This is a genomic window from Pseudomonas delhiensis (assembly GCF_900187975.1).
GTDB classification, from domain to species: domain Bacteria; phylum Pseudomonadota; class Gammaproteobacteria; order Pseudomonadales; family Pseudomonadaceae; genus Pseudomonas; species Pseudomonas delhiensis.
Window position 1 is genome coordinate 148,321 of record NZ_FZPC01000011.1, and the last position, 21,496, is coordinate 169,816.

22 protein-coding genes are annotated in these 21,496 nt (G+C 70.0%); 10 read left to right on the forward strand and 12 right to left on the reverse strand.

What is annotated here, in order from left to right; all coding sequences use genetic code 11:
• A complete protein-coding gene (greB, locus tag CHC02_RS12100; RefSeq protein WP_089391706.1) occupies window positions 1–498 on the forward strand; it encodes a transcription elongation factor GreB in 498 nt (165 codons plus the stop codon).
• 207 nt (window positions 499–705) lie between these two features.
• Here the strand turns inward: greB and CHC02_RS12105 are convergent, their stop codons facing one another.
• A complete protein-coding gene (locus CHC02_RS12105) occupies window positions 706–1,026 on the reverse strand; it encodes a hypothetical protein (protein ID WP_089391707.1) in 321 nt (106 codons plus the stop codon).
• Between the two features lie 192 nt (window positions 1,027–1,218).
• Between CHC02_RS12105 and thpR the strand changes: the two genes are divergently transcribed.
• Window positions 1,219–1,752, forward strand: a complete 534-nt coding sequence (gene thpR, locus CHC02_RS12110) for an RNA 2',3'-cyclic phosphodiesterase (protein WP_089391708.1) — start codon at window positions 1,219–1,221, stop codon at window positions 1,750–1,752.
• Here the strand turns inward: thpR and CHC02_RS12115 are convergent.
• Window positions 1,739–2,635 (reverse strand): LysR family transcriptional regulator, encoded by an 897-nt coding sequence (locus CHC02_RS12115; protein WP_089391709.1) that lies wholly within the window; start codon window positions 2,633–2,635, stop codon window positions 1,739–1,741. The two genes, thpR and CHC02_RS12115, sit on opposite strands and share 14 nt — an antisense overlap.
• Window positions 2,636–2,728: 93 nt before the next feature.
• Between CHC02_RS12115 and CHC02_RS12120 the strand changes: the two genes are divergently transcribed.
• A complete protein-coding gene (locus CHC02_RS12120; RefSeq protein ID WP_089391710.1) occupies window positions 2,729–3,757 on the forward strand; it encodes a YeiH family protein in 1,029 nt (342 codons plus the stop codon).
• A 66-nt stretch (window positions 3,758–3,823) separates the two neighbouring features.
• On the opposite strand, the gene CHC02_RS12125 is transcribed toward CHC02_RS12120, so the two are convergent.
• Window positions 3,824–4,258: a DoxX family protein gene (locus CHC02_RS12125; RefSeq protein WP_089391711.1), complete on the reverse strand. Its 435-nt coding sequence runs from the start codon at window positions 4,256–4,258 to the stop codon at window positions 3,824–3,826.
• Between the two features lie 124 nt (window positions 4,259–4,382).
• Window positions 4,383–5,807, reverse strand: coding sequence for an MltF family protein (locus CHC02_RS12130; RefSeq protein ID WP_089391712.1), 1,425 nt, complete (start codon window positions 5,805–5,807; stop codon window positions 4,383–4,385).
• Between the two features lie 491 nt (window positions 5,808–6,298).
• Between CHC02_RS12130 and CHC02_RS12135 the strand changes: the two genes are divergently transcribed.
• The 3 genes from CHC02_RS12135 to CHC02_RS12145 all read left to right on the forward strand — a co-directional run bounded on the left by CHC02_RS12135 (window position 6,299) and on the right by CHC02_RS12145 (window position 9,244).
• Window positions 6,299–7,114, forward strand: coding sequence for a TatD family hydrolase (locus CHC02_RS12135; RefSeq protein ID WP_089391713.1), 816 nt, complete (start codon window positions 6,299–6,301; stop codon window positions 7,112–7,114).
• A 137-nt stretch (window positions 7,115–7,251) separates the two neighbouring features.
• On the forward strand, window positions 7,252–8,730 hold the full coding sequence (locus CHC02_RS12140) for a methyl-accepting chemotaxis protein (protein ID WP_089391714.1): 1,479 nt from the start codon (window positions 7,252–7,254) through the stop codon (window positions 8,728–8,730).
• 154 nt (window positions 8,731–8,884) lie between these two features.
• On the forward strand, window positions 8,885–9,244 hold the full coding sequence (locus CHC02_RS12145; RefSeq protein WP_089391715.1) for an Mpo1-like protein: 360 nt from the start codon (window positions 8,885–8,887) through the stop codon (window positions 9,242–9,244).
• A 3-nt stretch (window positions 9,245–9,247) separates the two neighbouring features.
• Here CHC02_RS12145 and CHC02_RS12150 read toward each other — a convergent pair whose 3' ends face one another.
• The 6 genes from CHC02_RS12150 to CHC02_RS12175 form a co-directional block, all read right to left on the reverse strand.
• Window positions 9,248–10,048, reverse strand: a complete 801-nt coding sequence (locus CHC02_RS12150) for an acyl-CoA thioesterase (protein ID WP_089391716.1) — start codon at window positions 10,046–10,048, stop codon at window positions 9,248–9,250.
• Between the two features lie 419 nt (window positions 10,049–10,467).
• Window positions 10,468–11,229, reverse strand: coding sequence for a CHAD domain-containing protein (locus tag CHC02_RS12155; protein ID WP_089391717.1), 762 nt, complete (start codon window positions 11,227–11,229; stop codon window positions 10,468–10,470).
• Window positions 11,230–11,324: 95 nt separating this feature from the next.
• The gene (locus tag CHC02_RS12160) at window positions 11,325–13,316 is read right to left on the reverse strand and encodes a transglutaminase TgpA family protein (protein WP_089391718.1); all 1,992 of its coding nucleotides are present in this window, start codon (window positions 13,314–13,316) and stop codon (window positions 11,325–11,327) included.
• Window positions 13,313–14,266, reverse strand: a complete 954-nt coding sequence (locus CHC02_RS12165) for a DUF58 domain-containing protein (protein WP_089391719.1) — start codon at window positions 14,264–14,266, stop codon at window positions 13,313–13,315. The genes CHC02_RS12160 and CHC02_RS12165 overlap by 4 nt, the downstream gene beginning before the upstream one ends.
• Before the next feature lie 13 nt (window positions 14,267–14,279).
• Window positions 14,280–15,197, reverse strand: a complete 918-nt coding sequence (locus tag CHC02_RS12170) for an AAA family ATPase (RefSeq protein ID WP_089391720.1) — start codon at window positions 15,195–15,197, stop codon at window positions 14,280–14,282.
• 95 nt (window positions 15,198–15,292) lie between these two features.
• Window positions 15,293–16,153 (reverse strand): LysR family transcriptional regulator, encoded by an 861-nt coding sequence (locus tag CHC02_RS12175; RefSeq protein ID WP_089391721.1) that lies wholly within the window; start codon window positions 16,151–16,153, stop codon window positions 15,293–15,295.
• A 115-nt stretch (window positions 16,154–16,268) separates the two neighbouring features.
• Between CHC02_RS12175 and CHC02_RS12180 the strand changes: the two genes are divergently transcribed.
• Window positions 16,269–16,712 carry a multidrug/biocide efflux PACE transporter gene (locus tag CHC02_RS12180; RefSeq protein WP_089391722.1) on the forward strand — a complete coding sequence of 148 codons (444 nt, stop codon included), beginning with the start codon at window positions 16,269–16,271 and terminating at the stop codon, window positions 16,710–16,712.
• A 203-nt stretch (window positions 16,713–16,915) separates the two neighbouring features.
• On the opposite strand, the gene pyrF is transcribed toward CHC02_RS12180, so the two are convergent.
• Entirely contained in the window at window positions 16,916–17,614 is a 699-nt protein-coding gene (pyrF, locus tag CHC02_RS12185) for an orotidine-5'-phosphate decarboxylase (protein WP_089391723.1), read from the reverse strand.
• A gap of 183 nt (window positions 17,615–17,797) precedes the next feature.
• Between pyrF and CHC02_RS12190 the strand changes: the two genes are divergently transcribed.
• The gene (locus tag CHC02_RS12190; RefSeq protein ID WP_074979780.1) at window positions 17,798–17,971 is read left to right on the forward strand and encodes a DUF2897 family protein; all 174 of its coding nucleotides are present in this window, start codon (window positions 17,798–17,800) and stop codon (window positions 17,969–17,971) included.
• Window positions 17,972–18,089: 118 nt separating this feature from the next.
• Window positions 18,090–18,854: a CPBP family intramembrane glutamic endopeptidase gene (locus CHC02_RS12195; protein ID WP_089391724.1), complete on the forward strand. Its 765-nt coding sequence runs from the start codon at window positions 18,090–18,092 to the stop codon at window positions 18,852–18,854.
• Here the strand turns inward: CHC02_RS12195 and CHC02_RS12200 are convergent, their stop codons facing one another.
• Window positions 18,855–19,478, reverse strand: coding sequence for a TetR/AcrR family transcriptional regulator (locus tag CHC02_RS12200; protein WP_208604351.1), 624 nt, complete (start codon window positions 19,476–19,478; stop codon window positions 18,855–18,857).
• Window positions 19,479–19,700: 222 nt separating this feature from the next.
• Between CHC02_RS12200 and CHC02_RS12205 the strand changes: the two genes are divergently transcribed.
• On the forward strand, window positions 19,701–21,488 hold the full coding sequence (locus tag CHC02_RS12205; protein WP_089391725.1) for an acyclic terpene utilization AtuA family protein: 1,788 nt from the start codon (window positions 19,701–19,703) through the stop codon (window positions 21,486–21,488).
• Window positions 21,489–21,496 lie beyond the last annotated feature (8 nt).

The window sequence follows — 21,496 nt, forward strand, 5'->3', positions numbered from 1 at the left end:
ATGAGCCGTTATCGCCCGCCCCGCACCGCCGGAACCCCGCTGATCACCCCCGAAGGCGAGGCGCGCCTGCGCGCCGAGCTGCACGAACTGTGGAACGTGCGCCGGCCCCAGGTGACCCAGGCGGTGAGCGAGGCGGCCGCGCTCGGCGACCGCTCGGAGAACGCCGAGTACATCTACGGCAAGAAGATGCTGCGCGAGATCGACAGCCGCGTGCGCTTCCTGCGCAAGCGCCTGGAGAACCTCAAGGTGGTGCGCGACCGCCCGGGCGACCCGAACAAGGTCTACTTCGGCGCCTGGGTGACGCTGGAGGACGAGGACGGCGAACAGGCCCGCTACCGCATCGTCGGGCCGGACGAGCTGGACCTGCGCAGCAACCAGATCAGCATCGACTCGCCCCTGGCCCGCGCCCTGGTGGGCAAGGAGCTGGACGCCGAGGTGCTGGTGCGCACGCCGGCGGGCGAGAAGCTCTGGTTCGTGGTCGAGATCGACTATCCCTGAGCGAGGCCCCGCACAGCGCCTGCCGGCGCAATCGCGAACAAGGTCCGCTCCTACAGGGAAATGCCGTACCTCCCGGCAGACTGTAGGAGCGGGCCCTGCCCGCGAATCGCGCGCAGGGCGCGCTCCTACATGGGAATGGCGTGGGCGGGGCAGCGTAGGAGCGGATCTCATCCGCGAACCGCGCTGGTGGTTCCGGCTATCGCGGCCTCAGAACGCCGGCGGCCGGCGGGTGATCAGCCCCTGGCGGGCGACGCGGGTCAGCTCGTGGACCAGCGGCTGCAGTTCCTCGGCGCGCGGCGACTGGACCACGGCGAAGTCGAAATGATCGCGGGGGAAACGGGCGATTTCCGCGAGGTCGGCGGCGAACTGGATGAGGAAGGTGCGCGAGCCCTGCCAGCGCTTCGGCCAGCCTTCGAGGTAGCGGACCAGGGTGGGCTGGTGGTGGCCGCACAGGAGGATGCGCGGGTTGCGCCGCAACAGGCCGGTGGTGATGGGGGCCAGGCGCACCTGGGGATTGGGACAGGTCATGGTGTCATGTCTCCGCCTCTGGGGTCCTGCTGGACGCGGCGAGAGGCACACCGAACCAGCGCTTTAGCGGTATTTCGATGCCCCAGGGGCATCAGCGCCCCGCAAGTTGCTACTTAAATCGGCGCTGTGCGGCATCCTAGAGAAGCCCCGGCGATACTGTCAAGGCGACTTCCGGCCAACGAGAGAGCCCCGATGAGCACCCCACCCCTGCGCCTGTTCTTCGCCCTGCCCTGCCCGGAAGACATCCGTGCGCCCCTGGCCGCCTGGCGCGACGGCCTGGCCATAGACGGCCAGCCGGTGACGGCGGCCAACCTGCACCTCACCCTGGCCTTCCTCGGCGCAGTGCCGCGGGCCCGCAAGGCCGAGCTGCTGGCCCTGGGCGCGGGCCTGCCGCGCACGCCCTTCGAACTCTTCCTGGACCGCCTGGAACGCTGGCGCAACGGCATCCTGCACCTGGCGCCGACGAACATTCCGCCGGCGCTGCCCAGCCTGGTCCAGGCCCTGCAGGACGCCCTGCAGGTCGGCGGCTTCGAGACCGAACGCCGGCCCTTCCGCCCGCACCTGACCCTCGCCCGCCACTGCCGCCGGGCGCCCGAGGCCACGGCGCGGTTCGCCTGGCCGGCCCGCGAGCTGGTGCTGTACAGCTCGGAGAACGGCCCCCACGGCGTGCACTACCGGGCCATCGGGCGCTGGCCGCTGGACGGCGAGCCGCTCAGGAACGATTGAGCGCCGCCCAGCCTTCGGCGAAATCGAGGAAGCGGCGCAGGCCCGCGGTGGGGTACTTGTCCACGTGCAGGGCGCGGAAGAAGGTGCGCCGCAGCGGCCCCAGGGGGTTGTCCAGGGCCACCAGCTCGCCGCGCGCCAGCTCGTCCGCCACCACCCGCCGCGACAGGCAGCTGATGCCCGCGCCGCTGGCCACCAGGTGCTTGATCGCCTCGGCATTGCTCACCTCCAGCGGCGCCGCCAGGCTGCCCAGGCGCGGCAGCACCTGCTGCTCGAAGGTCACCCGGGTGCCGGAGCCGGCCTCGCGGAGGATCCAGCGTGTCGCCGCCAGTTGCCCGGGGCTCACCTGCGCCAGGTGCGCCAGGGGGTGGTCGGGCGCGGCGACCAGCAACAGCTCGTCCTCGACCCAGGGCAGCAACTGCACCTGGGGATGCTGGATGGGCGCCTCGATGTAGGCCACGTCCAGGCGGAACTCGCAGAGCGCGGCGAGAATCTCGCGGCTGTTGGCCACCTGCAGCTGCAGGCGGCTGTCCGGCAGCTCGGCGAGGAACCCCGCCATCACCTGCGGCAGCAGGTAGCCGCCGATGCTGCGGCTGGCGCCCAGGGCCAGTTGCACCGGCGCATGCTGGAACAGCGCCTCCAGTTCGGCGCCCTGGGCCAGCAGCGCGCAGGCCCGGGGGTACAGGGCGCGGCCGTTGTCGTTGAGCGCCAGGCGCTTGCCGCTGCGGTCGAACAGGCGCGTCTGCAGGGTGCGCTCCAGCTCCTGCAGGGCCTGGCTGGCCGCCGACTGCGAGAGGGCGATGGCGGCGGCCGCCTGGGTGACGTTGCCGTGTTCGGCGATGGCGGTGAAGGTGGCGAGCTGGCGCAGGGTGATTCGCGGGCCCATATCGATAAAACCGTTTGATCCAATAAGAACAATCCGTTTTTACACTAAGCGCCCGCCGCGCACCATGGCAGCACCTTACACAAGGAGCCCGCCATGCCTACCCTGCCGCGCCGCACGCCCTACCTGGTCCCCGGCGCCCTGCTCTGCCTGCTGATCGCCGGCGCCGCCAGCCTGCTGGTGCGCATCCCCGCCATCCAGCACCTTGGCCTGGGCAGCCTGACCCTGGCCATCCTCCTCGGCCTGCTGCTGGGCAACCTCGGCCTGGCCCGCTTCGGCGGCCTGCGTCCCGGCGTCGAGCTGTCGCGCCAGCAACTGCTGCGCCTGGGCGTGGTGCTCTACGGCCTGCGCCTGACCTTCCAGGACATCGCCGCGCTCGGCCCGGCGGCCCTGGTGATCGACGTGCTGATGGTCGCCAGCACCCTGCTGGTGGCCGCCTGGGTCGGCGTGCGCTGGCTCAGGCTGCCGCGCGAGAGCGCCCTGCTGATCGGCGCCGGCAGCGCCATCTGCGGCGCCGCCGCGGTCATGGCGAGCAGCCCGGTGCTGCGCGCCCGCGCCGAGCACACCGCCGTGGCGGTGGCCACCGTGGTGCTGTTCGGCACCCTGGCCATGCTCCTGCACCCGCTGCTGTTCGCCCACCTGCCGCACCTGTTCGGCAGCGCCAAGGCCTTCGGCATCTTCAGCGGCTCGACCATCCACGAGGTGGCCCAGGTGGTCGCCGCCGGCCGCGCCATGGACCCGGCCGCCGCCGACGCCGCGCTGATCAGCAAGATGCTCCGCGTGCTGCTGCTGGCCCCGGCCCTGCTCTGCCTGGGGCGCTTCGCCGCCAGCGACGAGGCCGGCGAAGGCAGGCGCCGCCTGCACGTCCCCGGCTTCGCCGTGGCCTTCCTGCTGGTCACCGGCCTGCGCTCGCTGGGCCTGGTGCCGCACGCCTGGCTGGCGCCGCTGCAGCAACTGGACGACGTCATGCTGGGCATGGCCATGGCCGCCCTCGGCCTGGCCACCCGCCTCGGCGACCTGCGCCGCGAAGGTCCCAAACCGCTGCTGCTGGGCGCCGGGCTGTTCGTCTTCCTGCTGGTCGGCGGCGGCCTGATCAACAGCGGCGTGCAGCACCTGCTGGGCTGAAGCGCAAAGCAAAGGAAAAAGGCGGATGCCGGTGGGCATCCGCCTTTTTCATGGCTGCCGGATCGCTCAGCTGGAGAGCTTGCGGTCCAGGGAGAAGGGGCCGGCGCCGCTGATGAGCAGCGCCACGCTGATCATGATCAGGGTGAAGGCGTACTCGAAGCCATTGTTGGTGATGAAGAAGCCATTGGCGATGTGCACGCTGAACACGGCCACCAGCATGGCGACGATCAGCGGGATGCTGGCCAGGCGCACCAGCAGGCCGAGCACCAGGAACAGGCCGCCGAAGAACTCCGCGCTACCCGCCAGGGTGGCCATCAGGTAGCCGGGGGTCACGCCGAGGGATTCCAGCCACTGGGCCATGCCCGACAGGCCCGGACCGCCGAACAGGCCGAAGAGCTTCTGCGAACCGTGGGCCATGAAGGTCAGGCCGGTGGTGATGCGCAGCACGGCCAGGCCGGCGCCGGCGTTGGTGGACAGGACGGATTTGACGAGAGCGTTCATGGGGCATCCTTGTGCAGAGGGAGTGGGTAGGGGCAACCGTCGTTGCTTGAGGCGCAATATAAATCATCAATTCGATATAAAAAGCACAAAAATACGCTTAAACATATCGAACCAATCGATCAAATCACTTCTGGACGGAAGCTACCCGCTGCCGGGACTCCAACCCATCGCGCTCCCGCTGATAGGCAAGATAGTACTTGTTGACGCTGCTGACGTAGTTCACCACGCCCATGCCCACTTCCTCGGCCGCCACGCGCTCCACCTGGAAGAACCAGCGGTCCGGGTTCAGGCCCTGGCGGCGCGCCTGGGCGCGCAGGCCCTGGACGCGCTCGGCGCCGACGTTGTAGGCGGCGAGGATGAAGCCCAGGCGCTCGTGCTCGTCCATGCGCGGGCTGTTGAAATAGTCGCGGCGCAGCATGGCCAGGTACTTGCTGGCGGCCTGCACGTTGTTCTCCTTGCCCTCCACCGACTTGAGCCCAACGCTGCGCGCGGCCGCCGGGGTGACCTGCATCAGCCCGGTGGCGCCGGACGCGCCGCGGGCGCCCGGGGTGAGGTTGGATTCCTTGTAGGCCACCGCGGCCAGGGCCAGCCAGTCGAGGCGGTACTGCTCGGCGAAGCGCTGCAGGGTCGGGCGCACCGCCTCCAGCTTCTTGCGGTCGCCCTTCCCCAGCGGGTTGCGCACCTGGTAGGCATGGCGGTAGAGGCGCTGGAAATTGCCGTCCTGCTCCGCCGGGGCGCGGTAGTCCTTGAGGAAGCGGTCGACGCTGGCGTGCAGCATGGAGGCGTCGCGGCGCACGTACCAGGTCATGTTCTGGCGGTTGTCCAGCACCAGGTGGCGGTCGATGCGGAGCTTCTTGAACACCTTGGCCCAGCGCTCGGCGATCGGCTGCTCCACCACGGTGCAGGGGTAGATGCCGGCCTGGACCATCTCCAGCACGTCTTCCACCGCCAGGGACGGGTCCACCCAGTCGATGCCGATGGGCGCCAGGCGGCGTTGCGCGAGGCGTTCGTTGACCTGCCCGATGGCCTCGCCGGCGGCGCTGCCGGGAGCCAGGGCGATGCGCTTGCCGGCCAGTTGCTCCAGGCGCGCGTAGCGCCTGTTGCCCTGGCGCGAGACCAGCACCAGCGGCACTTCCTGGCGCCACGGCAGGCTGGCGGCGACGTCCTGGCCGTCACGGGCGACCAGCACCTCGCCGGGCGCGACCAGGTCGCCCTCGCCACGCAGCAGCGCAGCCAGCAACTGGTCCTTGGCCTTGGGAATGAACTTCAGGGTAAGCGGCTTGCGCCCGGGGGCGTTGTCGTTGAGGTATTGCTCGAAGGCGCGCAGGCGATTGTACTCGACGCCGATGGGCTCGCCCTTGATCTCGCCGGAGCTGTTGCGGCTCTGGTTGACCAGCACGCGCAGCACGCCGCTGCCGCGGATGGTGGCCAGGTCGCGGGTACCGGCGCTCTCGTGCTGCCAGTTGTCCGGCTGGCTGGTCAGGCGCGCGGCGGCCGGCTGCGGCAGCCATGCCAGCAGGCAGAGAGTGAGCAGCAACAGTCGCGTCATCCAGGTCTCCAAGGAGTGGTCATTCGCCGGCGGTCCTGAGAAACCGGCGTCCTCCACAAGTTCCCGGCCTCGAAAAAGGGGCGCGAGCGTCTCACAGGTGGAGATCGATGCCAATCCAAAATTCCCGAAGCACTTTCACAAGTGCATTCAACAGGCTGTTTTTTAAGGCTTTCTTAAGAAAACAGGGGATTCTGCTATGCTGCTCACCCGAATCCACAGGGGTCTGAAGATGTTTGATCACGACCGCGACGGCGCCTGTTTTTGTGCGGGACCAGGCGCGAGGAGAGCGGTTTGGTCATTCCAAATAAACGACGAGTAACGACGTACCGCACAAAAACAGGCCCGTCCCTTCGGGTTGCGCGGCAAATGGCGCCATGCGTCGTTGCGGGACTTGGCAAGGGGGCACCATTCCCGGCGTCCCGCGCCTAGCCTGGCGCCATTTGACGCAGCAACGCGGTTCGTGATCAAACATCTTCAGACCCCGGTGAACCATGCAACTGATCGACATTGGCGTCAACCTCACCCACCCGACTTTCGCCAACCGGCTGCCGGCGGTCATAGAACAGGCCATAGACGCCGGCGTGGCGCAGATGGTGCTGACCGGCACCAGCCTCGACGAGAGCGAAGCCGCCCTGCGCCTGTGCCGCGAACACGACCAAAGCGGCCAGCGGCTGTTCTGCACGGCCGGCGTCCACCCGCACGATGCTTCGCAGTGGAACAGCGCCAGCGCCACCGTCCTGCGCGGCCTGCTGGCGGAGGACAGGGTACGCGCGGTGGGCGAATGCGGCCTTGACTTCAATCGGGATTTCTCGCCGCGGCCGCAACAGGAAAAGGCCTTCGAGGAACAGTTGGCCCTGGCCGTGGAACTGCAGCGCCCGGTGTTCATCCACGAGCGCGACGCCGGCGAGCGCCTGCTGGCCATCCTCAAGGGCTTCCGCGACCGGTTGCCGGCCGCCGTGGTGCATTGTTTCACCGGCGAGCGGCGCACGCTCTACAACTATCTCGATCTCGACCTGCACATCGGCATCACCGGCTGGATCTGCGACGAGCGCCGCGGTACCCACCTGCAGGAGCTGGTGCGGGAAATCCCCCGCGGCCGCCTGATGCTGGAGAGCGACGCGCCCTACCTGCTGCCGCGCAGCCTGCGGCCGAAGCCCAGGCACGGGCAGAACGAGCCGGCCTTCCTCCCCGAGGTGCTGCGCGTCACCGCCCTGCATCGCGGCGAAGCGGAAGACGACCTGGCCGCCCATACCACGGCTTGCGCCCGGCGCTTCTTCGGCCTGCCGGAAATTGTCGAACGAGGCTGACGAATACCCCTCAAGAATGTCCGGGAAGCGACGCTAACCTGGGAGGCGAAGCTGTCTTGACCCCCATCAAGACAGACTTCTTCTCTTCAACGAGAATGCAGGCCAAAAGCCATCATTCCCACTACAAGAAGCATCCCATGGGCGCCTGGATCCGCGATATCTCTCTGAAATACAAGTTCTGGGCCGTGAACGCGGTCGCCTTCCTCACCACCCTGCTGCTCGTGCTGTTCGCCATGCACCAGGAAGTGGATGCGCGCAACCAGACGGCGCGCCAGGGCGCCGAGGCCCAGGCCCGGCTGCTGCAGGGCTGGCCGGCCGGCACGGCGCTGCCCGCGGCCGACAACCTGCTGAGCTTCGCCAGCGGCAGCGCCCCGCAGTTGCCGGGCGTCGATACCCAGGCGCTGGCCCGCGGCAATGGCTGGGTCGAGCTGGAAGGCGCTTCCGGCCGCCTCGGTCCGCTGGCCGGCGCCTGGGTGCAGGACGCCGGCGACGGCCAGCGCATCGCGGTGCTGGCCCCCGGGGCCGACCTCTGGCAAGTATTCAGCGAGCGCGCCCTGGCCTATGCCGGGGCGGTGCTGGCGCTGATGATGGCCCTGCTGGCGGCCTCACAGCTGCTGATCCGCTTCATACTCACCCACCTGCTGAAGCTGCGCGACGTGATGCTCCATGTCGAGCGCAGCGGCGACCTCTCGACCCGCGTGCAGCTGGACAGCCGCGACGAAGTGGGCCAGATGGCCACCGCCTTCAACGCCATGCAGGCCGGCTACCAGCGCGTGGTCGGCACCGTGGCCCAGGCCGCCGGGCGCCTCGACGAAGGCGCGCGCAGCCTCGCCCAGAGCATGGGCCAGGTGCGCCAGGGCATGCTCGGCCAGCAGAGCGAGACCGACCAGGCCGCCACCGCGATCAACGAAATGTCCACCACCGTGCACCACATCGCCCAGCACGCCGCCGACACCCGCGACCAGTCCCAGGAGGCCGACCGCCTGGCCGGCGCCGGCCAGCAGGTGGTCGGCCGCGTCGGCCAGTCCATCGCCGGGCTGTCCCAGGGCGTGCAGCAAACCGCGCAGATGATCCAGCAACTGGCCGAGGACAGTCAGAAGATCAGCAGCGTGGTCAGCGTCATCCACGGCATCGCCGAGCAGACCAACCTGCTCGCCCTCAACGCCGCCATCGAGGCCGCCCGTGCCGGCGAGATGGGCCGTGGCTTCGCCGTGGTGGCCGACGAGGTGCGCAACCTGGCCAAGCGCGTGCAGGACTCCACCGACGAGATCACCCAGATGATCAACGCGCTGCAGTCCGGCACCCGCGACGCCGTGGAGTTCATGCAGGAAAGCTCGATCAAGGCCGACGGCTGCGTCGAGCAGGCCCAGGAGGCCGGCGAGGCGCTGGCAGCCATCGCCGGGGCGGTGGCGCTGATGCGCGAGAGCAATACGCAGATCGCCGTGGCCGCCGAGCAGCAGAGCCAGGTGGCCGAGGAAATGACGCGCTCGGTGGTGGGCATCCGCGACGTCACCGAACTGACCGTACAGCAGACGGTGGACTCGGCCGGCACCAGCCACGAGCTGGCCGAGCTGGCTGGCGAGCTGAGCCGGGCCATCCGCCAGCTGCGCCTGTAGCGCGCCCGATCCTCCGCGGCCCGGCATTGTCCGGGCCGTGTCGTTTCCGGCTATCGCAACCATAGGCGATAGTCATTCGCCGCCCACCCGCGGCGGACCTAGACTGCGTGCAAAGGCCCGTGAAAGCGGGCAAGACCGGAAAAGGAGTCCGCATATGGGCAAACGTCATCCCAACCTGTTCGCCTGGCAATGGCAGGGCTATGCCGCCAACCACCGCAACCCGACCAACCTGGCCCTGCACCTGGTCGCGGTGCCGCTGTTCATCGTTGCCGCCCTGGTGCTGCTGGGCGGGCTGTTCAAGCTGAGCCTGGGCAGCATCCTGCTGGGCATCATCGGCATGGTCGCGGCGCTGGCCATCCAGGGCCGCGGGCACAAGCTGGAGGAGCAGGCCCCCGAGCCCTTCAGCGACCGCAAGGACGCCGTGGGCCGCCTGCTCGCCGAACAGTTCGTCACCTTCCCGCGCTTCGTCCTCAGCGGCGCCTGGTGGCGCGCCTGGCGCAACCGCCGGCGCTGAGCCCTAGCCGAAGATGGTCGCGGTCTGCCGCGAGATCGCCAGCAGTTGGCCGTCCGCCGTCCAGCACTGGGCAGCGATGTGCCCGTAGCCGTCGCGGGCGTGCTCGATGGTCGCCAGGTACTGGCACCAGCCGTTGGCCGGCAACGCCGGCTGCGGTTGGACGAACTCGATGGTCCAGGTCAGCGAGCTGGACGGCGCCGGTGTCTTGAGCATCGGTAGGGTCGCCGGCGGCCAGGCGTCGATCAGCGCCAGCAGGTGGCTGACCTCCATGGGCTCGTCTCCCACGCCGTCGCCGCGAAAGCGCATCCAGCCGCCCATGTCCCGTGAAGCGCTCGACGAAAAGGGCATGTCGCCCACCGCCCAGCGCATGGCGATATGCCGGGTGAACTCGGGCATCAGCTTGCGGATGAAAGGCAGTTCCTGGCATTCCTCCACCGCCTTGAACGCCGGCGCGGGCAGCCCCTCGACCTGCACCACCGATTCGCGCGGCAGGCCGAAGCTGGCCTGGGCCAGGGTCAGCACCTGGCCGTTCTGCAGCGCCCGGCAGAACACCTGGCTGACCGCCTTGCCCTCGCGCAGCACCTCGGCCTCGAAACTCACCGGCACCTCAGGCTCAACCGGGCCGACGAAGGTCACCGCCAGCGAGCGCAACGGCCGCCCGGCTTCGGCGACGGCCGCCATCGCCTCGTAGGCCATGGCCGCCACCAGGCCGCCGAAACTGGCGCGCCCCTGGCCCCACTGCGCCGGGATCACCACGTTTCCGGGCGCATTGCGCACCGCCTGGATGAGTTCGGGAAAGTTCATCGTCGCCTCCTGCTGACTGGTTCAGGCGGCATCTTAGGGGCAAAGGCCGCGGGGCTGGCAACCATCCTTAGGGATGAACGCGGGTCCACTCAAGGGGCGAATGTCTGTTCATAGATGGGAGTGAGGCATAACCGTTCGCGGTTATCCACCGATGCACCCACGCCACGAGCCGCGCCAAGGCTGAACCCGGCGCGGCCGGATGCCATGGTCAAACGGCGGATAACGCCGTAGGCGTTATCTATCCGCCCTACGCCAAGGTCAGGCCTGGCGTAGGGCGCATAACCGTTCGCGGTTATCCGCCGCTGGCCGGGTCACCGGGGCGTCCGGCGTGGTTGATGAACCAATCGCGGACGGAGTCCGCTCCTACGATCGTGCTTCCCTGAACCGTATTATCCGTCGCTGAAAACGGCGGATGGCGCTCACCCCAATGCCTTGAGCAACCGCTCCAGGCTCTCGTCGGCATCCCGCTCGGCCAGGTCGTGCAGCGCGTTCCAGTGCGGCTGCAGGGGCATCAGGTCGAGTTCGCGCTCGCTGCGGATCAGCCACTGCTCGTAGTCGTGCCAGGTGCCCAGGGTGGACTGGGCTTCCTTCAACGGCGCCAGCAGCTTCTGCGGCAAGGGCGAATCCTTCGGGTAGGCCTCCAGGGAATAGCGCATGCGCTTGATCAGCAGGCGCAGGCGATGGCGGTCGTGGGCCGGGTCCTTCAGGGCGATGCGCAGCTTGTGCCACTGCTTGGCCAGGCGCTTGCGCACCCGGGCGTGCAGGCCTTCGAGCACGCCATGGCGTTCGGCGGTGCGCCAGAGCAGCGGCCAGCCGTCGAGCAGGCGCATCAGCCGGTCCCACTGCGGGCTGGCCAGCAGCGCCACGTAGCCCGAGGTCAGTGCCGGCCGGCGCAGCGCGGCGGCCTTCTCCAGGCCTTCGGCCTCCAGCACCGGCAGCAGCACCTCGAGGTCGCGCAGCGGCCCGCTCAGGCGGCCCAGTTCGCCCAGCGCCGCCTCGATCTCGTCGATGCCGGGCATGCCCTGGGCCGGATGCAGCAGGCTGCGCAGGCGCCGCACGGCGATGCGCAGGTCGTGCAGGGCCTCGCTGTCGGAGCGCGCGCGCAGACGTTCGGAGGCGGCGAACAGGGCCACTTCCTGCTCGATCACGTGGGAAACCAGATAGTCGCTGAAGGATGACACGGCGAACTCCGTCCGTCTGGGCCTGGAATCTATGAGGTTAGCTGGCAGCGCAACGGCGGCAAGCGGCCACCCGTGGCCGATGGTCGCAAGGCGTTTCAGCGGCCACGCCGGGGCAGCCGCCAGGGCAGTTGCCGGCGCAGCCGCGCCAGGTGCGCGCGCAGCTCCTGCGGGGCGGAGCCGGCGCCGGCGTAGCGTTGGCGCTCGAACGCCGCCAGGTAGGCCTGGATGCCCGCGGCCTGGGCCGGCAGCGCGGCCATCGCCCGCTCGGCGAAGGCTCGCGGCCCTTCGCCGGCGTGGCGCCGCAGGCCCTGGCCGGCCAGCAGTTGCTCGAAGCGTTCGAAGCTGCGCAGCTGTGCATCCCGCGTCCGCCGCCAGGGCTTGAACAGCAGCAGCGCCAGCAGGCCCAGCGACAGGGTGCCACCGCCCACCAGCAGCACGCCGACCCACAGGCTGTCGCGGTCGCCGAACCAGGCCTGGAACAGCCCCGCCTGCTGCTCGGCCTGGTAGCCCAGCACCCAGCGCTGCCAGTCGTAGTTGAGGTTGTCCCAGCTCAGGCGCAGTTGGCTGAGCACGCCCAGGCCGCCGTAGCGCAGGCGCGCGAAGGGCGAGTCGGCGAGGAAGCTGCCCTCCTCCGCCAGCGCCGCCTGCAGGCCGCGCTCGATGCGCGAGGGGGCCACCTGGAAGGTCGGGTCGACGCTGCGCCAGCCCGCCCCCGGCGACCAGTACTCGACCCAGGCGTGGGCGTCGAACTGGTGCACCAGCAGGTAGTCGCCGGCCGGGTTCAGCTCGCCGCCCTGGTAGCCGGTGACCACCCGCGCCGGGATGCCGGCCGCGCGCAGGACGAAGGTCATGGCCCCGGCGTAGTGCTCGCAGAAGCCGCGCCGGGTGTCGAACAGGAAGCCGTCGATGCGCTCGTCGCCGGTGGCCGGCGGGCGCAGGGTGTAGGCGTAGGGCTGGTCGTGGAAGTGGCGCAGCACCGCCTGCACCAGCGCATCGGGCTGCGGGTGATGCTCGCGCAGCTGCGCCGCCCAGGCCCGCGTACGCGGGTTGCCGCGGGCCGGCAGCTGCAGGTCGCGGCGCAGCGTCGTGGCGCTGCTGTCCGGCTCGCGCAGGGCCTGGGGCCAGGAGGTGGCGCGGTACATCAGCACGTCCTGCACCGGGCGCCGCCGCTCCAGGCGGAAGTCGCTCATCAGGCGCGCGTCGTCCGGGCCGCCCTCGGCCACGTCGAGGGTGAACAGCCAGGGCCGCGCGCTGGGCTGCATGATCACCTGGTAGCCCAGCGCCGGCCCCCGCTTGCGCCAGTCCGGCGCCGGTCCGCCACGGCCCTGCCAGGACTGCGTCCAGCGCTGGCCGTCGAAGCTCTCCAGGGTCAGGGCGCGCCAGTAGAGCTGTTCCTGGGGTGGCGCGGCGCCGTCGAACTTGACACGGAAGGCCAGTTCGGTGGACTGGCTCAGCTCGACGAAGTCGCCGGGCATCATCGAGTCGCTGAGGCCGGTGGTGGCCTGGCCGCCGGGCAACGGCAGCGACCACAGCGGGCCCAGCCGCGGGAACAGCAGGAACAGCAGCAGCATCAAAGGCAGCGCCTGCAGCAGCAGGCCGCCGGCCAGGCGCAGGGTGCGCCAGGGGCCCTCGGCGAAGCTGCTCTGCTGCAGGCCGATCAGCGCCGCCAGCAAGGCGGTGACCGGCAGCAGGCTGAAGGCCGCGGCCAGCAGGCTGGCGTCGAACAGGTAGCTGGTGGCCACGGCGAAGAAGCCGAGCAGGATCAGCACCAGGGCGTCGCGGCGCGTCTTCAGCTCCACCAGCTTGATGACGAAGGCGGCGATCAGCAGCACCACGCCGGCGTCCAGGCCGATCAGCGAGCCGCGCGACAGCCACACGCCGATGCCGGCGGCGATCACCAGGGCCAGCTTGGCCAGGCCGTTGGGGTAGCGCGCGCGCATGCGGTAGACCTGCACGCGCCAGGCCGCGCAGCCGAGCCAGAAGCCCACCACCCAGAACGGCAGGTGCGCCAGGTGCGGCAGTATCACCAGGGCCTGGGCCACCAGCAGCCAGGTCAGGGCGATCCGCGGGATCGGCTGCTGGCTCACGGCCGCGCCCCGAACAGCGCCAGCTCGCGCAGGCAGGCGGCGCGGTGGGCATCGCCGCTGGCCAGCGGCAGTTGCACGCCGGGCAGGCGCAGGCCGAAGCTCTGGCCGCGCAGGGACAGTTGCAGCACCCAGTGGCAGAGGCAGGACAGCCGCGTCTCGACGTCGCCGCCGAGCAGCGCGAAGTCCAGCCAGAGGTCGCGCCCGCTGAGCGCGGCGAAGTCCTTCACCAGCAGGCCCTGGCCGCGGGAGTAGGCCTTCCAGTGCAGGCGCCGGCGCGAGTCGCCGCTCTGGTAGGGGCGCAGGCCCTGGAAGTCGTCGGCGCCGCTGCCGCTGGCGCGCAGGCCCTCGTCGTGCTCGTCGGCGCGGCCGCCCTCCAGGGGCAGGTCGGCGGGCAGCGGGCGCGGGTAGACCAGGGCGGCCTGGTCCAGGTCGAGCCAGCTCCAGGCCAGCAGCAGGCCCAGGGGGAAGCGGCTCTCCACCCGCAGGCGGCCCGGGCGCAGCCAGCCGCGGCGCTGCGCCGGCAGCGTCAGCAGCAGTTCCTCGGCGCCGCTGGCGCGCACGTCGGCGTGCAGCAGTTCCTGCTCCGACCAGCCCAGGCCGATGGCCCGCCGCTCGCGGCCCTCGCCTTCCAGGCGCACGCGGAAGCAGGCCTGCTCGCCGACGAACACCGGCAGCGCGCCCAGCGCGGTCAGGCGCAGGCCGCCGAGGTTACGGTAGGTGTGCAGGATGGCGACGATGAACAGCGACAGCAGCAGGAAGGTCAGGCCGTAGGCCAGGCTGTTCTGGTAGTTGATGGCGGTGAGCAGCAGCAGGACCACGGCGACGCCGAAGGCCACGCCCTGCCCCGAGGGGATGATGAAGATGCGCCGCTGGTTCAGCTGCAGCGACGGCGAGGGCGGGATGCGCCGGGCGATCCAGCTCTGCCACAGCGGGCGGACCTTCACCAGCATGGCCGGGCCCCGCTCACAGCGCCGGGACTTCGCGCTGCAGCCACTGCACCAGGGCGCCACCGCCGTGGCCGGAGGGGTCGGCCTGGTCGCGCAGGCGGTGCCCGGCCACCGAAGGCAGCACCGCCTGGACGTCCTCGGGGATGGCGTAGTCGCGCCCGGCGAGCAATGCCCAGGCCCGCGCCGCGGCCAGCAGCGCCAGGCTGCCGCGCGGCGACAGCCCGAGGGCGAAGGCCGGCTGGCTGCGGGTGGCCTCGGCCAGGCGCAGCACGTAGTCGACCAGAGCGTCGCTGACATGGACTTTCGGCACCTCCGCCTGCAGCGCCGCCAGCTCGGCGGGGGTGAGGATCGGCTCCAGGCGCGGCAGCAGGTCGCGGCGCGCCTCGCCCAGCAGCAGGGCCTTCTCCGCGGCGCGCCCGGGGTAGCCCAGGGACAGGCGCATGAGGAAGCGGTCGAGCTGGGATTCCGGCAGGGCGAAGGTGCCGCCCTGGGTCACCGGGTTCTGCGTGGCGATGACGAAGAAGGGCTCGGGCAGCGGCCGGGTGGCGCCCTCGATGGTCACCTGGCCCTCCTCCATGGCCTCCAGCAATGCGCTTTGCGCCTTGGGCGTGGCGCGGTTGATCTCGTCGGCCAGCACCAGCTCGGCGAAGATCGGCCCGGGGTGGAACACGAACTGCCCGGTCTCCTTGTCGAACACCGAGGTGCCGAGCACGTCGCCGGGCAGCAGGTCGGAGGTGAACTGGATGCGCTGGAAGCTCAGCCCCAGCACCCGCGCCAGGGCGTGGCTGAGGGTGGTCTTGCCCATCCCCGGGAGGTCTTCGATCAGCAGGTGCCCGCGGGCCAGCAGGCAGGTCATGGCCAGGCGCACCTGGACCTGCTTGCCCAGCAGGATCCGGTCCACCGCTTCCAGGCATTGCTCCAGCTTGCCGCGCATCCTCACCTCGTGCCGTGCCATCGAAAGAATCCGATCCTACTGGCCCACCGCCACAGCGAACAGGTCACTTCGCCACAAACTGTGACGGGGCCGGCTCAACTGGCCAGCAGGCGTTCCACCAGCCAGCGCGCCGCCGGGCCCAGGCTGCGCTGCCGCGACCAGACCACGTCGACCGCCACGCTGCGCGGCCAGCCGGGCACCTGCAGCGGGTGCAGGCGGCCGTTGGCGAAGCGCTGGTTCATCCAGGTGGGCAGCTCCACCCAGCCGAAGCCGAGCACCGCCATGTCCAGCAGCAGCAGGTAGGTCGGTGCCGACCAGCAGCGCCCGCCCAGGGGTGGCTCGGCGTCGTCGATGAAGGTGTTCAGGCGCAGGTTGCGGTGGGCCAGCAGGTCGCTGCGTTCCACCTTCTCCAGCTGCGCCAGGGGGTGCTCGCGGCTGACGAACAGGCCGAACTCGGCGCATTCGCCCAGGGTGGCCGAGCCGATGTCCGGCGGGTAGTTCGGCTGCGCGGCGAGCAGTCCGAGGGACGCGCGGCCCTGGCCGACCAGGTCGATGACGTCGCCGTGCTCGGCGATCAGCCATTCGAACTCGAGGTCGGGGAAGTGCCGGTCGATTTCCGCCAGGCGCTTCTCGAAGGGTTCGGACTGGTAGGTGTCGGACATCGCCAGGGTCAGCCGCGGCTCCATCCCCGCCGAGAGCTGCCCGGCCAGCTGGCCGAGGCGGTCGTTGGCCATCAGCACCTCTTCCACGCGCCCGAGCAGGGCCTTGCCGGCCTCGGTCAGCTTCGGCTGGCGCGCGCTGCGGTCGAACAGCTCCAGGCCCAGGTCGATCTCCAGGCGGGCGATGGCCTCGCTGACGGTGGACTGGCTCTTGCCCAGCTTGCGCGCGGCGGCGCTGAAGGAGCCCAGGCAGGCAGCCTCGGCGAAGGCCTGGAGGGATTCGGGGGAATATTGCATGGCGCCTCGTCCATCGGTTTTCCCGATGCTAGCCAACTTCGAAACGACCCTTCAACCGATGAGAATAGCTGCAACTCGGCCCCGAGAGGCCCGTTTTCACCCTGGAGAAACACCCATGAGCATGCAAAAGACGCTGAAGGAAAGGCTGTTCCACGCCCTGCTCTTCGAATTCATCGCCCTGGCCATCTGCGCCCCGACCCTGGCCTGGCTGATGGACCAGCCGCTGGGCCACATGGGCGCCCTGACGCTGATGTTCTCGCTGATCGCCACGCTGTGGAACATGGTCTACAACACCCTGTTCGACCGCGCCCAGCGGCGCCTGCAATTCGCCCGCACGCTGCCGGTGCGGGTGCTGCACGCCTCGCTGTTCGAGCTGGGTCTGATCTTCATGCTGGTGCCGCTGGCGGCCTGGTGGCTGGGCATCGGCCTGGTGGAGGCGTTCGTCCTGGATATCGGCCTGATCCTGTTCTTCCTGCCCTACACCATCGCCTTCAACTGGGTGTACGACGCGCTGCGCGAGCGCTGGGTGGAGCGGCCGCGGGAAGTGCTGGCGCGTTAGGCGGGAGCTCGCTCCTACGAAGAACACTCCATGCAGCCTGCCGGAGCGTTGCGTAGGGCGAATAACCGTTCGCGGTTATCCGCCGTTGGACGGGACGCTGGTGCCCGAGGACATCGGCGGATAACGCCTTGGGCGTTATGCGCCCTACGAATGAAAAAGGCGGAGCAGGTCACCCTGCTCCGCCTTTTTCATGCCCCTGCCGTTCAGGCCAGGGAGGCGACTATCGAGGCCAGCGCCGCGGCCGGGTCGGCGGCCTGGCTGATCGGGCGGCCGATCACCAGGTAGTCGGCGCCGGCGTCCAGGGCCTGGCGCGGGGTGAGGATGCGGCGCTGGTCGTCCTGGGCGCTGCCGGCCGGGCGGATGCCCGGGGTGACCAGTTGCAGGGCCGGGTGCGCGGCCTTCAGCGCCGGGGCTTCCTGGGCCGAGCAGACCAGGCCGTCCATGCCGGCCTTCTCGGCCAGGGCGGCCAGGCGCAGCACCTGCTCCTGAGGCTCGACGTCCAGGCCGATGCCGGCCAGGTCCTCGCGCTCCATGCTGGTCAGCACGGTCACGCCGATCAGCAGCGGCTTCGGGCCATTGAAGGCGTCGAGGGTCTCGCGGCAGGCCGCCATCATGCGCAGGCCGCCGGAGCAATGCACGTTGACCATCCACACGCCCATCTCGGCGGCGGCGCGCACGGCCATCGCGGTGGTGTTGGGGATGTCGTGGAACTTGAGGTCGAGGAACACCTCGAAGCCGCGGCCGTTCAAGGTCTCGACGATGCCCGCGGCGCAGCTGGTGAAGAGTTCCTTGCCCACCTTCACCCGGCACAGTTTCGGGTCGAGCTGGTCGGCCAGCGCCAGGGCGGCCTCGCGGGTGGGGAAATCCAGGGCGACGATGATCGGGGTCTGGCAGACGGACATGGGCTCTCTCGCGGGGGGAATCTGAAAAACGCCGCGCATTGTCGCAGAAAGCGCCGCCGCCGGCAGCCTCCGGCGACGCGCTGCCGCCCCGGCGATAGCCCCAGGCCTTCGCGCGGCGGCACCGAACTGACAAGCCGACCGCGCGGGGTTATGGTGGAAGCCTGCATCCCCAAGGAGAATGCCATGCCCTGGTACGCCTGGTTGATCATCGTCCTCGCCCTGGGCTCCATCCTCGGCGGCCTGTTGCTGCTGCGCGACAGCGCCCGCAAGCTGCCATTGACCGAGGAACAGCTCAAGCGCATCCACCAGCGCAACGCCGAGATGGACGCCCAGGACGCCCGCGACGACAAGCGCTGAACGCCGGCGGCCATTGCCGACAGCCCCCGCGCCCGGGGGCATTTCCGCCATTCCCCGCCGCGGGCATGGATCAGGCTGGGCGAATTGCCTAGACTGCGGCCGGTGGATGGAGGACACGATGCTCAGGAAGCTACTCCCGCTGCTGCCAGGGTTGCTCCTGCTCGGCGGTTTCGCCCTCGGATTCGTCCAACCCCTGGGGCTATTGATAGGCGCGGTCTTCGTCGCCTGGACACTCTATGGCGAACAGCGCCTGCCCTGGCTGCTCTGGTGGCCGCTGTGCCTGCTGGCGAGCTTCGCCCTCGCCGCGCACCTGCTGCCCGGCACCCAGTCGTGGACGCTGTGGCCGCCGCGGCAACTTTCCGCCGACGCACCGGCCTACGCGCTGCGCCTGTCCTGGGACAAGGCGCTGGTGGGCGTCACCCTGCTGGCCTGGTGGCTGCGCCGCCCGCCCCTGGCGGGCGCCTCGCCGGACTACGCCGGCATCGCCGTGGTCGCCACCCTGTTCGCCGTGCCGCTGCTGGCGACCGCCTCGGGCCTGGTGGTGTGGCGGCCGAAATGGCCGGACGGCCTGTGGATCTGGCTGCTGGTGAATTTCGCGGTGATCGCCCTGACCGAGGAACTGATCTTCCGCGGCCTGCTGCAGACCTCGCTGGTGGAGCGCCTGGGCGCGCCCGCCGGGATCCTCCTCGCCAGCCTGCTGTTCGGCCTGGCGCACCTGCCCTTCAGCGGCCAGTTCGCCGTGGTGGCCGGCATCGCCGGGCTCGGCTACGGCCTGGCGCTGCACTTCAGCGGGCGCATGCTGGTGCCCATCCTGCTGCACGGGGTGGTCAACAGCGTGCACCTGTTGCTGCTGAGCTACCCGCTGCACCTGGGCCTGGGCTGATCAGGCGGCCTTGTAGACCAGCAGCAGGGCCTGCTCGGCCAGGTCGTCGAGGGTCATGCTGCCGTCCTGGCGGAACCAGGTCATGGTCCAGGACAGCGCGCCGGTGAGGAAACGCCGCAGGATGAACGGGTCGCCCTCGCAGAAGCCGGCCGCGCGCGCCTCGCCGAGCACGTCCAGCCACATCTGCTCGTAGATGTCGCGCAGGCCGAGGATGTAGGCCTGGCCCTCCGGCGACAGCGAGCGCCATTCGTAGACCAGCACCGCCATGGCCTCGCCGGTGCCGCCCATGATCGATTGCAGCTCGCAGCGGATCAGCGCCAGCAGGCGCTCGCGCAGGTCCTCGGCGTCGGCCAGGGCGGCGCGCATCAGCGCGGTGTTGTAGAGGATGGTCTCCTCCATCACCGAGCGCAGGATCTCGTCCTTGCTCTTGAAGTGGTGGAAGATGCTGCCGGACTGGATGCCCACGGCGCCGGCCAGGTCGCGCACCGTGGTGCGCTCGTAGCCCTTGGCGCGGAACAGGTGGGCGGCGGTCTGCAGCAGCTTGCCGCGGGCGCTCTCCGGGTCCGTCACCTGCCCGTTCGCCACCAGCTCCAGCATCACTTCGCGCGCTTTCTGGTCATCCACGCTCTGCTCTCCCCTCGTCCGCCATCCGGCCACCGCTGTTCAGGGCGATTTCATGATCGCCACGCAAGTACTTGTGCATACAGGTGAAATGTATGCCTGCGAGGGCAACCAAGCAAGCGCTTGGCCATCACTTGGTTGGGTTGTCTGGCGGTTACGCCCTCTTTTCAACCAAGCGCTTGCTTGGTAATGTCGGAACACCTCTCGACCGTTACGGGCAGAACAATGACCAAGACCGTACGCATCGGCTGCGCCTCGGCTTTCTGGGGCGACACCTGCAGCGCCGCCGCCCAGTTGGTGAAGGGCGCGGAGCTGGACTACCTGGTGTTCGACTACCTGGCTGAAATCACCCTGTCGATCATGGCCGGGGCGCGCCTGAAGAACCCCGAGGCGGGCTACGCCACCGACTTCGTCGAGGTGCTGGCGCCGCTGCTGGGGGAGATCGCCGGCAAGCGCATCCGCGTCATCAGCAATGCCGGCGGGGTCAACCCGCAGGCCTGTGCCAGGGCGCTGCGGGCCGCCTGCGAGAAAGCCGGGGTGGACCTGAAGATCGCCGTGCTGGAAGGCGACAACCTGCTGCCCCAGGCCAGCGAACTGGCCAGGGCCGGCACCGTGGAAATGTTCAGCGGCGCGCCGCTGCCGCCGCTGTGCGTGTCGATGAACGCCTACCTGGGCGCGCCCGGCATAGTCGAGGCGCTGGAGCTGGGCGCGGACATCGTGATCACCGGCCGCGTGGTGGACAGCGCGGTGGTCAGCGCCGCCCTGGTGCACGAGTTCGGCTGGGCCTGGAACGACTTCGACAGGCTGGCCCAGGCCGCCCTGGCCGGGCACATCATCGAATGCGGCGCGCAGTGCACCGGCGGCAACTTCACCGACTGGGAAAGCGTGCCGGACTACGAGCACATCGGCTTCCCCATCGTCGAAGTGCAGGCCAGCGGCGACTTCGTGGTCACCAAGCCGCAGGGCACGGGCGGCCTGGTCACGCCGCTCAGCGTCGGCGAGCAGGTGCTCTACGAGATCGGCGACCCACGCGCCTACCTGCTGCCGGACGTGGTCTGCGACTTCACCCGGGTGCGCCTGCAGCAGGCCGGCCCCGACCGCGTCGCCGTCAGCGGCGCCCGCGGCCTGCCGCCCACCGGCCAGTACAAGGTCAGCGCCACCTACCCCGACGGCTTCCGCTGCACCGCCAGTTGCCTGATCGCCGGCATCGACGCGGTGAAGAAGGCCGAGCGGGTGAGCCGGGCGATCATCGCCAGGACCGAGGAAATGTTCGCCGAACGCGGCTGGGGCCCCTACCGCGAAACCAGCATCGAGCTGCTGGGCAGCGAGGCCACCTATGGCCCCCACGGCAGGCGCCAGGACAGCCGCGAGATCGTCGTGAAGCTCGCCGTGCGCCACGCCCGCAAGGAAGCGCTGGTGCTGTTCTCCCGCGAGATCGCCCAGGCCGCCACCGGCATGGCCCCGGGCCTGACCGGCATCGTCGGCGGGCGGCCCACGGTGTACCCGGTGATCCGCCTGTTCTCCTTCCTGGTGGACAAGGCCCGCTGCCAACTGGCGGTGCGCATCGGCGAGGCCAGCCACGCCGTGGCCCTGCCGCAACTGGAACACTTCGACCCGGCGAACCTGGCCGAAGCCGCGCCGGCCCCCGCCGCCAGCGGCCAGGCCACGGCCAGCGTGGCGCTGGTAAAGCTGGCGGTGGCGCGCTCCGGCGACAAGGGCGACCACAGCAACATCGGCGTGATGGCGCGCCAGCCCGAATACCTGCCGTGGATCGCCGAGGCCCTGGGCGAAGGCGCGGTGGCCGAGTGGATGCAGCACGTGCTGGACCCGCAGCTGGGCCGCGTCAGCCGCTGGTACCTGCCCGGCACGCACAGCCTGAACTTCCTGCTGGAGCACGCCCTGGGCGGCGGCGGCGTGGCCAGCCTGCGCATCGACCCGCAGGGCAAGGCCTTCGCCCAGCAACTGCTGGAATTCCCGGTGGCGGTGCCGCAGCACATCGCCGATTCGCTTTGAAACGTAGG

Bases quoted from the DNA above. Each gene is read 5' to 3' on its own strand.
- greB (WP_089391706.1), top strand. From the start codon at position 1: ATGAGCCGTTATCGCCCGCCCCGCACCGCCGGAACCCCGCTGATCACC.
- CHC02_RS12105 (WP_089391707.1), bottom strand. From the start codon at position 1,026: ATGACCTGTCCCAATCCCCAGGTGCGCCTGGCCCCCATCACCACCGGC.
- thpR (WP_089391708.1), top strand. From the start codon at position 1,219: ATGAGCACCCCACCCCTGCGCCTGTTCTTCGCCCTGCCCTGCCCGGAA.
- CHC02_RS12115 (WP_089391709.1), bottom strand. From the start codon at position 2,635: ATGGGCCCGCGAATCACCCTGCGCCAGCTCGCCACCTTCACCGCCATC.
- CHC02_RS12120 (WP_089391710.1), top strand. From the start codon at position 2,729: ATGCCTACCCTGCCGCGCCGCACGCCCTACCTGGTCCCCGGCGCCCTG.
- CHC02_RS12125 (WP_089391711.1), bottom strand. From the start codon at position 4,258: ATGAACGCTCTCGTCAAATCCGTCCTGTCCACCAACGCCGGCGCCGGC.
- CHC02_RS12130 (WP_089391712.1), bottom strand. From the start codon at position 5,807: ATGACGCGACTGTTGCTGCTCACTCTCTGCCTGCTGGCATGGCTGCCG.
- CHC02_RS12135 (WP_089391713.1), top strand. From the start codon at position 6,299: ATGCAACTGATCGACATTGGCGTCAACCTCACCCACCCGACTTTCGCC.
- CHC02_RS12140 (WP_089391714.1), top strand. From the start codon at position 7,252: ATGGGCGCCTGGATCCGCGATATCTCTCTGAAATACAAGTTCTGGGCC.
- CHC02_RS12145 (WP_089391715.1), top strand. From the start codon at position 8,885: ATGGGCAAACGTCATCCCAACCTGTTCGCCTGGCAATGGCAGGGCTAT.
- CHC02_RS12150 (WP_089391716.1), bottom strand. From the start codon at position 10,048: ATGAACTTTCCCGAACTCATCCAGGCGGTGCGCAATGCGCCCGGAAAC.
- CHC02_RS12165 (WP_089391719.1), bottom strand. From the start codon at position 14,266: ATGCTGGTGAAGGTCCGCCCGCTGTGGCAGAGCTGGATCGCCCGGCGC.
- CHC02_RS12170 (WP_089391720.1), bottom strand. From the start codon at position 15,197: ATGCGCGGCAAGCTGGAGCAATGCCTGGAAGCGGTGGACCGGATCCTG.
- CHC02_RS12175 (WP_089391721.1), bottom strand. From the start codon at position 16,153: ATGCAATATTCCCCCGAATCCCTCCAGGCCTTCGCCGAGGCTGCCTGC.
- CHC02_RS12180 (WP_089391722.1), top strand. From the start codon at position 16,269: ATGAGCATGCAAAAGACGCTGAAGGAAAGGCTGTTCCACGCCCTGCTC.
- pyrF (WP_089391723.1), bottom strand. From the start codon at position 17,614: ATGTCCGTCTGCCAGACCCCGATCATCGTCGCCCTGGATTTCCCCACC.
- CHC02_RS12190 (WP_074979780.1), top strand. From the start codon at position 17,798: ATGCCCTGGTACGCCTGGTTGATCATCGTCCTCGCCCTGGGCTCCATC.
- CHC02_RS12195 (WP_089391724.1), top strand. From the start codon at position 18,090: ATGCTCAGGAAGCTACTCCCGCTGCTGCCAGGGTTGCTCCTGCTCGGC.
- CHC02_RS12205 (WP_089391725.1), top strand. From the start codon at position 19,701: ATGACCAAGACCGTACGCATCGGCTGCGCCTCGGCTTTCTGGGGCGAC.